Here is a 14,717-nt window from a genome sequence, read left to right as displayed (position 1 = left end):
AACAGCAAAGCTGCGACCATCCCGAAGATAAATTAGAAGGGCCATCCGCTGATAATGCAATTCAGATGCACATGCGCTATAGGGGTATTTATGTTCAATGGAGTCAAATCGTTCGCTCTGATCGGGATAATGAGCACTATACTTGTTGCTACGTTACCGGCCGCAGCCAAGAAAAAGTTTAAGGCTGTTACGACATTTACGGTAATCGCTGATATGGCACAAAATGTGGCTGGGGATGCTGCCATTGTTGAATCGATTACTAAACCGGGGGCTGAAATCCATAACTATTCACCGACGCCGGGCGATATTCAGCGGGCGCAAGGGGCGCAGCTTATTCTCTGGAATGGGCTTAATCTTGAAGTTTGGTTCGAAAAATTCTTCAGAAACTTGCGTAATGTTCCCGGGGTCGTGCTCTCTGATGGTATCAAACCCATGGGCATCTCTGAAGGGCCTTATGAAGGTAAGCCCAATCCACATGCTTGGATGTCGCCAGAAAACGCGCTCATTTATGTCGATAATATTCGTGATGCTTTCGTAAAGTATGATCCTGCTAATGCCGAAATCTATAAAGCGAATGCCGAGGCCTACAAAGCGAAGATAAAATCCACGATCGCCCCGATTCGTAAGAGCCTCGAACAAATCCCTAAAGACAAACGTTGGTTGGTATCAAGCGAGGGCGCTTTCTCTTATCTGGCGCGTGATTTCGGCCTTAAGGAACTTTATCTTTGGCCAATTAATGCCGATCAGCAAGGTACGCCGCAACAGGTGCGCAAGGTGATAGACGCCGTTAAAGCTAACAAGATCCCAGGGATCTTTAGCGAAAGCACCATCTCCGACAAACCTGCGCGACAAGTGGCAAGGGAAACCGGTGCGCATTATGGCGGCGTTATCTATGTTGATTCGCTGAGCGAGCCCGATGGCCCTGTGCCGACTTATCTTGATCTGCTCCGTGTCACATCCGACACTGTGGCAAAAGGCTTGGCTGAAGGATTATCTAGATAATGAAACAGCGCAACGTTCTCAACAGTTCCGCGCCTTCGGAAGCGCGAACGGGTATTTCGGTGATGAATGCTACAGTCACATATCGCAACGGGCACACCGCCCTTCGTGACGCCGCTTTCCATATTCCAACAGGTACTATCACGGTGCTTGTTGGGGTCAATGGTTCAGGTAAATCGACGTTATTCAAGGCGATTATGGGGTTTGTGCGTCTTGCTAAAGGTGATATCAGCGTTCTCGGTATGCCGGTTAAGACGGCGCTGCGCCAGAACTTGGTCGCTTATGTTCCTCAGGCCGAAGAGGTCGATTGGGATTTTCCGGTGCTCGTCGAGGATGTTGTGATGATGGGACGTTACGGCCATATGGGAATGATGCGTATTCCGACACGCGTCGATCGTGAGGCCGTTGATACCGCTCTTTCCCGAGTCGGCATGAGCGAATTTCGCAAGCGCCAAATCGGTGAGTTATCCGGGGGACAGAAAAAACGCGTCTTTCTTGCTCGCGCGTTGGCGCAGGATGGTCAGGTCATCCTGCTTGACGAACCTTTCACCGGCGTCGACGTCAAGACTGAAGACCAGATTATCAAGCTGCTTTGTGAGTTACGGGATGAAGGCCGGGTTATGTTGGTTTCCACGCACAATCTTGGTTCGGTGCCGGAATTCTGCGATCGTACAGTTCTGATCAACGGTACGGTACTTGCCTATGGCCTGACCGGTGATACGTTTACACAGGAAAACCTGGAAAAGACTTTTGGCGGCGTATTGCGCCACTTCGTGCTTAATGAAACGCATGAAGGCAAATTGGCATCCGCCAGCGTTTTTAGCGACGACGAACGGCCACTCATACTCTCTGGAGGAAAAGTAAAAAGCATCGTGTTGAAAGAACGCACCGGGAGCCAAAAATGATCGCCAATCTGCTCGAGCCCTTCTCGTATCACTACATGCTCAATGCCATGTGGGTTTCAGCGTTAGTTGGCGGCGTCTGTGCTTTTCTCTCCTGCTATCTGATGCTCAAAGGCTGGTCGCTGATTGGTGATGCGCTGTCACATTCAATCGTCCCGGGGGTCGCGGGTGCTTATATGCTTGGGCTGCCCTTTTCAATCGGCGCTTTTTTTTCCGGAGGGTTGGCCGCCGCTGCGATGCTCTTCCTCAATCAACGCACAAAATTGAAGGAAGATGCAGTTATAGGCCTGATTTTCTCTTCGTTCTTCGGACTCGGTCTGTTCATGGTTTCCCTGAGGCCGACAGCAGTAAATATTCAGACCATTGTGCTGGGCAATATTCTCGCTATCACACCGGAGGATACGCTGCAGCTTGCAATCATAGGCGTCATCTCCCTCGCTATATTGTTCGTCAAGTGGAAAGATCTCATGGTGACGTTCTTCGATGAGAACCATGCACGCTCTATCGGGCTTAATCCGACCGCGCTCAAGATTATGTTTTTCACCCTGTTGTCTGCGTCCACGGTTGCTGCATTACAGACGGTCGGCGCGTTTCTCGTTATCTGTATGGTGGTGACACCCGGCGCGACAGCCTATTTGCTGACAGATCGCTTCCCTAGGCTTCTCATCATCGCAGTCGTCATTGGCGCGGTCACCAGTTTTGTTGGCGCTTATGCGAGCTATTTCCTTGATGGCGCGACCGGTGGCATTATCGTCGTTTTGCAGACAGCTATTTTCCTTGTTGCGTTCTTTCTGGCGCCCCGGCATGGAATGCTAGCGGCTTACCGACGAGCCACTAAAGCTTTGGCGGTGACGCGATGAACATCGTCGACATACTCATCTTACCCTTTCAGTTCGGTTTTATGGTCAATGCGTTGGTGATCTCAACGCTGGTCGCCGTGCCAATGGCGCTCCTATCCTGTTTTCTGGTGCTGAAAGGATGGTCGCTTATGGGGGATGCTATCAGCCATGCCGTTTTCCCAGGAGTGGTGATCGCTTATATCATTGGCATACCTTTTGCAATCGGCGCTTTCGCGGCTGGCATGTTTTGCGCTATCGCCACCGGTTTTCTTAAGGACAATAGCCGTATCAAGCAAGATACAGTCATGGGGATCGTCTTCTCCGGCATGTTTGGCCTAGGGTTGGTTCTTTATGTCAAAATTCAGTCGTCGGTTCATCTCGATCACATCCTATTTGGCGACATGCTCGGCGTTTCTTGGGGTGATATCGGCGAGGCCGCATTAATCGCAGTGGTAACGGCAGGGGTTATTGGCGTGAAATGGCGAGACTTTTTATTACATGCTTTTGATCCTGCGCAGGCAAGGGCTGTCGGGCTTAGCGTCAATTTTCTGCATTATGGTCTGCTGGCGCTTATATCGTTGACTATTGTCGGCGCTTTACAGGCCGTAGGCATTATCCTTTCCATCGCCATGTTGATTGCACCGGGCGCGATTGCCTTCCTGCTGACGAAGAAGTTCAATACCATGTTAATCCTGTCGGTGGTTATAGCTGTCCTCGGCTCTTTTGCTGGCGTTTATGTTTCGTTCTTTATCGATAGCGCGCCAGCGCCAACTATTGTGTTGCTATTAGCGATGGGCTTTGTGCTGGCTTTTATCTATGCGACACGTAAGGCTGCCCGATTAGAATCATCATCGCAGGCGGCGGTATGAGGCTTCGGCCCACTCAGCGGAGTGGTTGGGTGGGGCCGATGAGAGAAGACTTCTAATAGGTAAAGCGTAAAATACAGGCTGGCAGAATAGGGCAACTGTTCGACAGCGCAAGAATGTGCCAAAGGGCAAACTAATTATTCTGGTTTGGCAATGCTTTTTTCTTATCGCGCTGCACTAATGGTTTGACGTAGATTTCAAACCTGTGACTGACAATCGAAAAACCATATTGGCGGGCGATCTCTTCCTGCAGACGTTCAATCTCGTCGGAACGAAACTCAATCACATCCCCAGTCTCGACATTGATAAAGTGGTCATGATGCTCGTGATCCGAACTTTCGAAGCGAGCCGGGCCATTTCCAAACGTATGTCTTTCCAGAATACCCTTCTCTTCAAGCAACTTTAACGTTCGATAAACGGTCGCGATTGCAATACCTGGATCGATTTTTGTCACTCGGCGGTGCAATTCTATCGCATCAGGATGATCATCCGATTCCGCGAGCACTTTCATGATGACGCGTCGAGGCCCCGTCATCCGGAGGCCGTGCCCTTTACAAAGGGTAACTATATCTATATCCATCTGAGGCCCAATTGACTAAATAAACGCGTCCTACGAGAGAACGGCTCGAAATGGCTTCTTATATAAAGCTATCGCCGACAGCGCCATTATGTAGTGTATTCTATTTAAGCTAGTTGCGTCGCAATTGCAATATCAGTCTCAATCCTAGCATGCTAGTGCGCCCGGGCATATCAGCCGCGATTGTGGTTGTCTGGATTCTATCCTCTTGGTCTTTCTGACTCAGGTACTGAAGAGCGTTACCAAACAAAATCGTTACAATCCGAAATAAAGCGAAAGTGCGCATCTGTTGGTGTTGTTATACCAGACCAATACCTTGCGCGATGAATCGGTGATTCACTGGTTGCGCCGTTGGCCAAGCGCTGCCTGCGAGACGGCCCCAAAATGCAGACGCTTCTCGGGTAATAGCATGCGTGAAACCAACATAGATCTGAATATTCGTCTCAAGAAAAAGCAATATTTGCCTGTGCGTAATCTTACATTGCTGGCGACCAGGGCTTGGCACATTGTGCGTTAATTTTAATTTCGACATTCCGGGCCGTCAGACATACCGCGAGCTGTATTCGCTGGCGTGCTGGCCACTGCCGTTGATGTTCAGGAGGCGCAAGCGCCCCTTGGACTCGTAGCAATATCGGTCCCCTTGTCGAAAAACATACGAAACAGGGATGGATAGACCTGCTATGGAAGGGTCTGACGTGCCCACTGATTTTCACAACATGAGCAAAAAAGACCTGTGTGAATTGAACATCAGGCTGAGACCACTCAAGCCGAAATGCTGGAACGAGTACTGAGTAAAAAATTGTTTTGTTGAAGGTGGCTTTCTTTAACTTAATAACTCCCTGATTCATGGGCATGTCAACACAGCGGCGTGTTATACGATCACGTTATCAGCCGGCATTTTTAGCCGATAGCTGATGTATGAGATCTTATGTATAACAATCAGTTATGATGATTTTCTGTGTTTTCGCTACGCCAGATCTTGCCTCTCCTTGTACCGTGTGTTGACAATAACGAAACGAAACAGTATCGTTTTGTTATTGTTAATCTTACTGATGCTGTATGTAAATAATAATGTGACGAGTGGTACGAAGGTGCGCTACCGGTGAATGGATTTAATCCTGTATGAGTCGCTTTGACCAGGTGGATATTGCTCTCCCGTGAGGGATCTTTGGGATGCTGCTGTTTCGTTAAATATCAGTTGGTTAGATTAAAATTAAATGCGCGAGACCCGCTGATTGAGTGTTTGCTCAAACTGGTTCACAAAGAGTGTTCGGTCATTATGGCGCGAATGATGGATGTGTTTTTCTGGCTTAGGGGGCGATTCAAGATTGACGGTCCTCGGGCTTTCTTCTCATGTTAAATAAGGACGATGCAATGAAGCACCCCACCCATTCTTTCCTATTGACCAATTGTTCCGTATCTGCTGCATTGGCGATATTTGCAGTTTCGCTCTCCTGGGTGCCGATGGCAGCGGCACAAACTCATGAGCCCGACGGGGATGGATCTTCAACATGGGCATTAGGCGCGGGCGTCGCCGTTATTCAGAAGCCTTATCGTGATATTGATACTGATGTTCTTCCCTTGCCGCTATTTACTTACGAAAACAGATGGATCAGCGCTTCAGTTCCAAAGCTGGATTTAAAACTCCTTTCCAACGAATCCGTTACCCTGAGTCTGAGGGCCAGATACGCAGGCGATGGTTATGACGCGGATGACTCACCGTTCCTTGACGGCATGGATGATCGTAAGGGCAGTATATGGGCGGGGGGAGCAATGATGTGGAAGACGGGGATCGTCGATCTTTCTGCGGAAGTTCTCGGCGACGTTTCCGGTGATAGCAAGGGCTCTCGTGCAAAATTGCAGGCGGAGCGGCGCTTTTCCTACGGCGCTTTTGGCATAACGCCAAAGTTAGCCGTTGCTTGGGTGGATAGCAAATTCGTTGATTACTATTATGGCGTGAAGACATCAGAAGCGCGTCCAAACCGCAGTTTTTATGAGGGAGAATCCGCCACCAATGTCGAGGTGGGGGTGCGAATGGATTACACCCTGGCGCGTCGTCATACCGTGTTTCTTGATGCGAGTGCTACCCGGTTCGGCAGCGCCATCAAAGATAGCCCGTTAGTCGACAGTTCAAGCCAAACGATGGTCAGCGTCGGTTACCTTTATCGTTTCTAATCACACTTGATTTATCGCTTATGGCGAGCCGTCGCCGTGAGCTTCTCCTCTCCCTGAGATCGGTTGACACATGCACCCCGTCTATACAGGGTGCATGTGTGTGTGCTCCTTTCGCCCTATCAGACGGCGATAGATAATCAGCCGTCAATCGCCAAAATCGCCATAAATGCCTCACGTGGGATTTCACGTTTTGAAAAACCGATGTTGTGCTTCTTATTTTCGCGTTGCTCACGAATAAGCCGTTTTTTCTGCGATACGCTGCCCTGAAATCCTTGCGCCAGAACGCTTTTGCGCAAGGGCGGGATATCTTCCCGCGCGATAAAGCGGTTTTCCACTTTTGCCTGTACCGGCACCGGATACAGCTTGCGCGGGATGACGTATTTAAGTGTTTTAACGATTTCGGATGCTCGCGCCCAGGCTTTTTGTCGGGCAATGATAAAAGAAAAGGCATCCACCAGTTTGTTATCGAGATAAATATCGCAGCGCACCAGGTCGGCGCGGCGATAGCCTGAGAATTCGTAATCCAGCGTGGCGTAGCCCCGGGTGAGGGATTTCAATGTATCAAAAAAGCCGAATACCATCTCATTAAGCGGGATCTCCCACGTCAGACGCACGACGCCGCCGTCCTGGTAGTGCATATCTACAAATTCGCCGCGCCGGGAGGCGCAAAATTCCATCATGGCGCCCACATAAGTCTCCGGCGTATGAATGGTGCTGACGATATAAGGTTCTTCGACGTAATTCAGCACGTCTTCACCTGGAAAATGAGCCGGGTTATCGACGCTTAGGCATTGGCCGTTATGTAACCAGACGCGGTATTCAACGCTTGGTGCCGTGGCAATAACAGAGATGCCGTATTCCCGCTTCAGGCGCTCACGGACGATATCCATGTGCAGCATCCCCAGAAAGCCACAGCGGAAACCCGCGCCCAATGATGCGGAGACTTCCGGCTCAATGTGCAGCGCCGCATCATTGAGAGACAACTTATCCATGGCGTTGCGCAGTCCTTTCAGATCGTCATCGGCATCGGGATAAAGGCCGGAAAACACCATCGGTTTCATCTCCTGATAGCGGGAAACCGCTTCGGTTGCGGGATTTGCCGCCAGCGTCAGGGTATCGCCAACCCGGATCGCGCCTGCATCTTTAATTCCGGCGGCGATATACCCCACTTCTCCCGTATCCAGTTTTTTGCATGGCTGGCGCGCAGGCAAGAAAGCTCCGGTTTCCGTAACCTCGAAACGAACGCCGGATGACATGAAACAGAGGGCATCGCCAACGTTGATGCTGCCGTCCACGATACGCACATGCATGATGGCGCCGTGATAGGGATCGTAATGAGAGTCAAACACCAACGTCCGGAGCGGGGAGTGCGATTCGCCGCGCGGAGAAGGGAAATGCCGGGCGACGAATGCAAGCACGGCGGCGACGCCTTCTCCAGTTTTTGCCGATACCGGCAGCACGGTGCTGATATCCAGATCGGGAATGCCGGCCAGTTGCTGCATAACGCTATCAATGTCGGCCTGCGGACTGTCGATTTTATTCAGGACCGGCAGTAGGGTCAGCCCGTGGCGTCGCGCCAGATTGAGATGGGCGATGGTCTGAGCCTGAACGCCTTGCGTGGCATCAATCAGCAGTATTGCGCCTTCACAGGCGGCCAGACTGCGTGAAACTTCCGCTGAAAAATCAACGTGTCCCGGCGTATCCACCAGATTGAACTGATACTGGCGACCCTCATCGCACTGATAGCGCATACGCACCGTTTGCAGTTTGATGGTGATACCGCGCTCACGCTCAATATCCATTGAGTCGAGCAGCAGTTCCCGCATATCCCGCTGGGCCACGGTAGAGGTTAACTCAATAAAACGATCGGCAAGCGTGGATTTGCCGTGGTCGATATGGGCGATAATGCAAAAATTACGAATGGAGGAAAATGACATGGAAACAGCCTTTTACATCACTGTTTCGCTTATCAACCAGCGCGGTTAATCAAGCGAACAAGGGAAATCCCACTGAAGATTGATTCAGTGAACGCAAATCAAAACGATGTAAAAGTAGATAGCCGGGGCGAATGATAAAGCATTTCACTTTTGCCGCGCAAGCGCGCTGAAAAAGGGGGCTCGCCAAGGATTAGTCCGGCGTTTCGCCGTCGGGCTGACAGATGCCCGACGCGAGTTAGATGGCAGGCATGCTCTTTATTATTGTGTGATTCTGGATGACTCAAGGATACGCAGAGCCTGGATGCTGATATCAAGCATATTGTTTGCCGCCGCAGTGTCGTTGTTGTCGATAATTTCATTAAATTTTTTAAATTCGTAAAAGAGACGGTGTTTCCCCTGATTAAAGTCCAGCTCTTCTGATGCGCCATCATTCAGGTTTATTGTGAATTTCGTCATGCTATTGATCGGCGTTTCAATAACGATATTTCCTTTTGTACCCTGAATAGTATTGATTATCGGAGCTTTGCAATCTTTTGCACCAATGCTAGATACTTTAAAATCCGGATAATCAAGAGAAAGTATCCCGCTGGTATCCACACCCTTCTCAATATTTGCCGAGTAGCTAGATGTCTTCGGTGAACCGAAAAGTCCGATGATGGCGTGGATATTATAGATATTGAGATCCATCAAGGCACCGCCATATTTCTCTTTGTCGAATGCAGGGTGGATAATTCCTTTTTTGAAGTCGTCATAACGAGACGAATACTGGCTATAATTAAACTGAACAATTTTTATATCGCCAATGTCTTTGATTTTATTTTTAAGGCCAGCATAGGCGGGAAGATAGTGAATATTCATGGCTTCAAGAATGATTAGATTATTTTTCTTTGCCAGTTGATACAAGGAAGACAACTCGGTGATGTACGGAACAATGGGTTTTTCAATAATAATATGCTTACCTTTCTCGAGGGCTTTTTGGGCAAATGAAAAATGTAAATGATTCGGCAGTGCTATATACACGGCATCGCAGTCGCTTTCCAATAATAAATCATAATCTGTAAAAACGTTGCGAATGCCGTATGTTTGGCCCAATGCTTCGCCATTTTTCTGGGAGTGTGCGGTTGCAAGAATGGCTTCCAAAGTCAGGTCGTGCTCTTTGAGTACGGGTAAAAGTTCCTTGACTATCATACCAGTACCGACAATTGACAATTTCATATGTGATTCCTGTTATTTCTCAATATGGCCGTTTTGCCGTGGTCTCTTTTTACCCGAAGTTCGGCGTAGAGTAAATTTCAATGAGGCTTGGCTTGCGGCTGGACGTTCTCATCTACAGCAAAGAAGAATCAGCCCGACGCCGTCAATGTTCTCTTTTTCGGGCACCGAAGAACTGCCGATAGATATAGCCGATATGATTCAAAATATATTGTTTCCAATGTCGATGCTTTTTAGTTATTTATCAATCCGTCGAATTTAACTAAGCTTTTCTATTGATCTTCACACTATTGTGTCCGTGCATACGGCCGGATAACCTCTGCAAGGTAAAACGTTATGCGTTATTTCATCAAAATAGTCAGCGTTATGTTATTAATGGCTTCCGCCTGTTCTGCCCAAGCCGCCGATGCGGTAACGGTGCTTGGCCGGGATTTTTCTTTTCCGAATAAGATTGATGGATTGCCGCAAAAACTGTCGGACTTCAAGGGATTACAGGTAAACTCATTTACCACCAGTGACGGCGTCAAGCTGAGCTACTGGGAAGCGGGATCGGGCGAGCCCCTGATCTTTATTCCCGGGTGGTCGGGGAACGGGGCGGAGTATGTCAATATTATGTCTCTGCTCAGTAAGCAATATCACGTCTATGTGCTTGACCCGCGGAATCAGGGGTTGTCGCAACATGTGGAGTATGGTAACCGATTGTCGCGTTATAGCGCTGACCTTAAAGAGTTCATCGACCATATTGGCGCAAAATCCGTAAACCTTTGCGGCTGGTCGATGGGGGCATCGGTCATTTGGTCGTATATCGATCTTTTCGGGACAAAAAATATCAACAAGCTGGTTTTTATAGACGAACCGGTTTCTATCTACACCCATTCGGACTGGTCGGAAAAAGAGCGTCTGGAAGCTGGGGGTATGACGACCTCGCCGGAACGCATGATTGCGGCGTTTACCCAGGGCGCGGCAACCAATAACCAGATTGTGGATATGGCTGCAATGGAACGTCACGCGGCGATGGACTCGAAATATTTTCAGAATTCAGAGGCGCTTGCTCGTGAATTCATAAAAAACGATCCCAAATTTCTCTCGCTGGTGCTTTTTGACCATGCAACAAACGACTGGCGTGATGTGATCCGCCATAAAATTAATGTGCCGACCGCTATTTTCACTGGTGATTACAGCCATAACGTTCCCAGTCAGCAATGGATGCATTCCGTTATTCCGGGATCGGAATTGTTTGTCTACGCAAAAGAACAACAAGGGGATCACTTCCTGGCGTTCAAAAATCCGCTGCGTTTTACCCAGGATGTCGTGACTTTCCTTAAGAAAGCGAAGTGAAAAAGTGCTCATGGCGGGCGTAACGGAATCACGCCCGCCATGAGAGCCCCTGCGTTCGGTTCCCGGCGCCTAAGGTAGTCGGTGCGCCTTCCATTGGATCAGCCACCGGGTTTATTAAAAAGTCTGATTTCTACGGTCAGTGGCCGGTGTGTTACTTTCAACCAGTCGATGCCTTATCCCTTATAATCCATTCCCGTGGTGTCTATAGCGACGAAACACTGTCAGATTGCCGATCGCCAGGTTTTATCGTGACTGGTATCCCATATCTGAACAGGGATTGTGTCACCCTAAAAGTAATCGATTACATTTAATTAAACTGTTTTGTAATCGATTACTTTTACCTGGTGGGGCTGAAAATGATGTCAACAACGGGAAGTCGTGAAAGGCTGGGCGTAGCGCATCGGTTCATTGTGCCGCGGTTATCGCTGATGATGTTTCTGCAATTTTTTATTTGGGGAAGCTGGTCGGTAACGTTGGGGCTGGTGATGACGCAGCACAATATGTCGTTGCTGATTGGCGACGCGTTTTCCGCCGGACCGATAGCCTCTATCCTGTCGCCGTTTGTGCTGGGAATGCTGGTAGACCGCTTCTTCCCGTCGCAAAAAGTGATGGCGGTCATGCATGTGGCCGGGGCGGCCATTCTGTGGTTCGTGCCGCAGGCGCTCGTGAGCGAAAACGGTACGCTGCTGATCGCGCTGTTGTTCGGTTATACGCTTTGTTATATGCCGACGTTGGCATTAACCAACAATATCGCCTTCCACAGCCTGAAGGATATTGATAAAACCTTTCCGGTGGTACGAGTGTTCGGCACTATCGGCTGGATTGTCGCCGGGGTCTTTATCGGTGTGACCGGTATTTCCTCAACGGCGCATATTTTCTCATTGGCGGCGATATGTTCTATGGTGCTGGCGGTTTACAGCCTGACGCTACCGCATACGCCGGCACCGGCAAAAGGCTTGCCCGTGGCGCTGCGCGATCTGTTCTGTGCCGATGCGTTTGCGTTATTGAAAACCCGGCATTTCTTTATCTTCTCGCTATGCGCCACCCTGATTTCTATTCCTCTCGGTACCTACTATGCCTATACCGCCTCTTACCTTGCCGATGTAGGAGTACAAGACGTCAGTACCGCCATGTCTTTCGGCCAGATGTCTGAAATTTTCTTCATGCTGGTGATCCCGTTCTTGTTCAGACGGCTGGGTGTGAAATACATGCTGCTTATCGGGATGTTCGCCTGGTTTGTACGCTATGCGTTCTTTGCGTTGGGGGGGAGTGAAGAAGGTCGATGGCTGTTGTATCTCGGTATTCTGTTACATGGCGTCTGCTATGACTTCTTTTTCGTCGTCGGTTTTATCTACACCGATCGTGTGGCCGGGGAAAAAGTTAAGGGGCAGGCGCAGAGCATGATTGTCATGTTTACCTACGGGATAGGGATGTTGCTCGGTTCTCAGATTTCCGGCGCGCTGTACAACGCGTTAGTGGCCGGTCAGACGGTGCCGCAAGCGTGGGTGACGTTCTGGTGGATCCCGGCGGTTGCCGCAGCGGTTATCGCGTTTATTTTCCTCTTCTGGTTCAAATATGACGAGAAAGAGGGGCTTTGAGTCTTCGGAGGTGAAATGAAAACCATTAAAGGGCCGGGGATATTCCTGGCGCAGTTCATCGGGGAGCAATCCCCGTTTAATACTCTTGAGGGGCTGGCGGCATGGGCCGCTTCTCTGGGGTATAAGGCGATCCAGATCCCCTGTAATCATAAAACGATTTTCGATCTGGAACTGGCCGCCGCCAGTCAGGCCTATTGTGATGAAGTTAACGGCAAACTTGCGCAGTATGGCCTGGTCATTAGCGAACTGTCCACTCACCTGGAAGGGCAACTGATGGCGGTGCATCCGGCCTATAACGATGCGTTTGACGGCTTCGCGCCCGACGCGGTGCGGGGGGATAGCACCGCCCGCCAGACCTGGGCGGCCGGCATGCTGAAACGGGCGGCACAGGCCTCGGAACATTTGGGGTTACGGACGCACGCCACTTTTTCCGGCTCCCTGGCCTGGCCATATCTCTATCCCTGGCCGCCGCATAATCAGATGTTGCTCAGCGAAGCGTTCCATGAACTGGCGCGCCGCTGGCGGCCGGTGCTGGATTGCTTTGACGAACATGGGGTCGACGTTTGTTATGAAATTCATCCGTGTGAAGATTTGCATGATGGCGCGACCTTCGAGCGTTTCCTGGCGCTGGTGAATAATCACCCGCGCTGTAACATTCTGTTCGATCCCAGCCATCTCTACCTACAACACATGGATTATCTGGCGTTTATCGAACTTTATCACTCGCGCATCAAAGCATTTCACGTGAAAGATGCCGAATTCAGCGTCAACGGGCGTAGTGGTGCTTATGGCGGTTATCAATGCTGGTCAGACAGAGCCGGACGCTTTCGCTCGCCAGGCGATGGATGTATCGACTTTAAAGGCATTTTCAGCAGGCTGACGCAGCATGACTATGACGGTTGGGCGGTGCTGGAATGGGAGTGCTGCCTGAAAGACAGCGAAACCGGCGCGCGTGAAGGCAGTGAGTTTATTCGCAGACACATTATTCCTGTCTCCGATCATGCGTTCGATGAGTTCGCCGCGACAGGAGGAAATTGCGCCGACGTACATAGAATATTGGGTATTAAGCGGGGAGAAACGAATTATGATTAATGTCGGTATTATCGGCACCGGCTTTATTGGACCGGCGCATATTGAAGCTATTCGCCGTCTGGGATTCGTCAAGGTGGTTGCGCTCTGCGACACGCCGTTAGAGGCGGCGCGCGCAAAAGCGGCGCAGCTTGAGGTACCGCATGCGTATGGTGATGTGGACGCGTTGCTGGCGCATCCCGGCCTGGATGCAGTGCACAACTGTACGCCGAACCATCTGCATGCGGACATTAACCGTAAGATCCTCCGGGCCGGCAAGCATGTCTTTTCCGAGAAACCGCTTTGCATGACCGCGGATGAAGCAAGGGAATTGGTTCAAATGGCGGAGGACGCCGGCGTGGTGCATGGCGTCAGTTTCGTTTATCGCCAGTTCGCCATGGTCCGTCAGGCGGCCAGTATGTTGCGTCATGGGCAGGCTGGGCGTGTTTTCTCGGCACACGGCAGCTATTTGCAGGACTGGATGATGCTGGAGAGCGATTACAACTGGCGCGTCGAGGCGAATATCGGCGGCGCTTCGCGCGCGGTGGCGGATATCGGCTCTCACTGGTGCGATACGGTACAGTTTGTCACCGGGCGACGCATTACTGAAGTTATGGCGGATCTGTCCATCGTCTGGCCGACCCGGAAAGCCAGCGTTCAGGGCGGTTCGACTTTTACCGCACGTCAGGAAACCGCAGTCTATGAAGACCGGCCGGTTACCACGGAAGATATGGGGTTCGTGCTGTTTCGTTTTGATGATGGAAGTAAAGGATGTTTTCATGTTTCGCAGGTCAGCGCGGGCAGAAAAAATAGCCTGAGTTTTGAGGTGAATGGCAGCAAGGCGTCGGTGGCCTGGGATCAGGAAACGCCGCAGAAGCTCTGGGTGGGGCATCGCAGCCAGCCTAATCAATGGCTTTCTGACGATCCTAATCTGATGAATCCTGATGCGGCGCAGTGGGCGCACTTTCCTGGCGGCCATGTCGAAGGATGGCCTGATGCGTTTAAAAACATGATGTCGCAGTATTATTCCGCTATTCGCAACGGTGAAAAGCCGTCGCCGGATAGCCGTGGATTCGCCACTTTCCATGATGGTGCCAACGTGATGTTTATCATTGATGCGATCGTTAAAAGCTATCGGCAGCAGCGCTGGGTCAGCGTCGAGTCATGAGTGAATGTCCCGATGCTCAGGAAGGGCGTCGGGCTTTG

The 14,717-nt window shown here is 50.4% G+C and carries 12 protein-coding genes; 9 read left to right on the top strand and 3 right to left on the bottom strand.

All coding sequences use genetic code 11. The features are described 5' to 3' along the window. The first annotated feature begins 90 nt into the window (after positions 1 to 90). From I6N93_RS13125 to I6N93_RS13110, 4 genes are read left to right on the top strand one after another with little or no spacing between them, the layout of a single operon-like run. Entirely contained in the window at positions 91 to 1,002 is a 912-nt protein-coding gene (locus I6N93_RS13125) for a metal ABC transporter substrate-binding protein (protein ID WP_085689606.1), read from the top strand. Next, positions 1,002 to 1,904: a manganese/iron ABC transporter ATP-binding protein gene (locus I6N93_RS13120; RefSeq protein WP_085689604.1), complete on the top strand. Its 903-nt coding sequence runs from the start codon at positions 1,002 to 1,004 to the stop codon at positions 1,902 to 1,904. Before I6N93_RS13125 ends, I6N93_RS13120 begins: the two co-directional genes overlap by 1 nt. Continuing rightward, entirely contained in the window at positions 1,901 to 2,761 is an 861-nt protein-coding gene (gene sitC, locus I6N93_RS13115) for an iron/manganese ABC transporter permease subunit SitC (RefSeq protein ID WP_085689602.1), read from the top strand. Before I6N93_RS13120 ends, sitC begins: the two co-directional genes overlap by 4 nt. Then, entirely contained in the window at positions 2,758 to 3,609 is an 852-nt protein-coding gene (locus I6N93_RS13110) for a metal ABC transporter permease (RefSeq protein ID WP_085689600.1), read from the top strand. Before sitC ends, I6N93_RS13110 begins: the two co-directional genes overlap by 4 nt. Positions 3,610 to 3,739: 130 nt before the next feature. Here the strand turns inward: I6N93_RS13110 and I6N93_RS13105 are convergent, their stop codons facing one another. Continuing rightward, positions 3,740 to 4,141 carry a Fur family transcriptional regulator gene (locus I6N93_RS13105; protein ID WP_254900123.1) on the bottom strand — a complete coding sequence of 134 codons (402 nt, stop codon included), beginning with the start codon at positions 4,139 to 4,141 and terminating at the stop codon, positions 3,740 to 3,742. Positions 4,142 to 5,557: 1,416 nt separating this feature from the next. On the opposite strand from I6N93_RS13105, the gene I6N93_RS13100 reads away from it, so the two are divergent. Next, the gene (locus I6N93_RS13100; RefSeq protein ID WP_085689596.1) at positions 5,558 to 6,358 is read left to right on the top strand and encodes a MipA/OmpV family protein; all 801 of its coding nucleotides are present in this window, start codon (positions 5,558 to 5,560) and stop codon (positions 6,356 to 6,358) included. A 137-nt stretch (positions 6,359 to 6,495) separates the two neighbouring features. Here the strand turns inward: I6N93_RS13100 and lepA are convergent, their stop codons facing one another. After that, positions 6,496 to 8,295 (bottom strand): translation elongation factor 4, encoded by a 1,800-nt coding sequence (lepA, locus tag I6N93_RS13095; protein ID WP_085689594.1) that lies wholly within the window; start codon positions 8,293 to 8,295, stop codon positions 6,496 to 6,498. 258 nt (positions 8,296 to 8,553) lie between these two features. Further along, positions 8,554 to 9,510, bottom strand: coding sequence for a Gfo/Idh/MocA family protein (locus I6N93_RS13090; RefSeq protein ID WP_085689592.1), 957 nt, complete (start codon positions 9,508 to 9,510; stop codon positions 8,554 to 8,556). 333 nt (positions 9,511 to 9,843) lie between these two features. Here I6N93_RS13090 and I6N93_RS13085 point away from each other — a divergent pair, with 333 nt between their 5' ends. The 4 genes from I6N93_RS13085 to I6N93_RS13070 all read left to right on the top strand — a co-directional run bounded on the left by I6N93_RS13085 (position 9,844) and on the right by I6N93_RS13070 (position 14,679). Beyond that, positions 9,844 to 10,845: an alpha/beta fold hydrolase gene (locus I6N93_RS13085; RefSeq protein WP_085689590.1), complete on the top strand. Its 1,002-nt coding sequence runs from the start codon at positions 9,844 to 9,846 to the stop codon at positions 10,843 to 10,845. A gap of 356 nt (positions 10,846 to 11,201) precedes the next feature. Further along, on the top strand, positions 11,202 to 12,443 hold the full coding sequence (locus I6N93_RS13080) for an MFS transporter (protein WP_085689588.1): 1,242 nt from the start codon (positions 11,202 to 11,204) through the stop codon (positions 12,441 to 12,443). A 15-nt stretch (positions 12,444 to 12,458) separates the two neighbouring features. Continuing rightward, positions 12,459 to 13,535, top strand: a complete 1,077-nt coding sequence (locus I6N93_RS13075; protein ID WP_085689586.1) for a sugar phosphate isomerase/epimerase family protein — start codon at positions 12,459 to 12,461, stop codon at positions 13,533 to 13,535. Further along, positions 13,528 to 14,679 carry a Gfo/Idh/MocA family protein gene (locus I6N93_RS13070; RefSeq protein WP_085689584.1) on the top strand — a complete coding sequence of 384 codons (1,152 nt, stop codon included), beginning with the start codon at positions 13,528 to 13,530 and terminating at the stop codon, positions 14,677 to 14,679. Before I6N93_RS13075 ends, I6N93_RS13070 begins: the two co-directional genes overlap by 8 nt. The last annotated feature ends 38 nt before the right edge of the window (positions 14,680 to 14,717 follow it).

The sequence above is a fragment of the Lonsdalea populi genome (genome assembly GCF_015999465.1).
In the GTDB taxonomy this organism is placed as follows: domain Bacteria; phylum Pseudomonadota; class Gammaproteobacteria; order Enterobacterales; family Enterobacteriaceae; genus Lonsdalea; species Lonsdalea populi.
The sequence above is the reverse complement of the archived record's forward strand: the minus strand, read 5'-3'. Positions and strand labels throughout refer to the sequence as shown.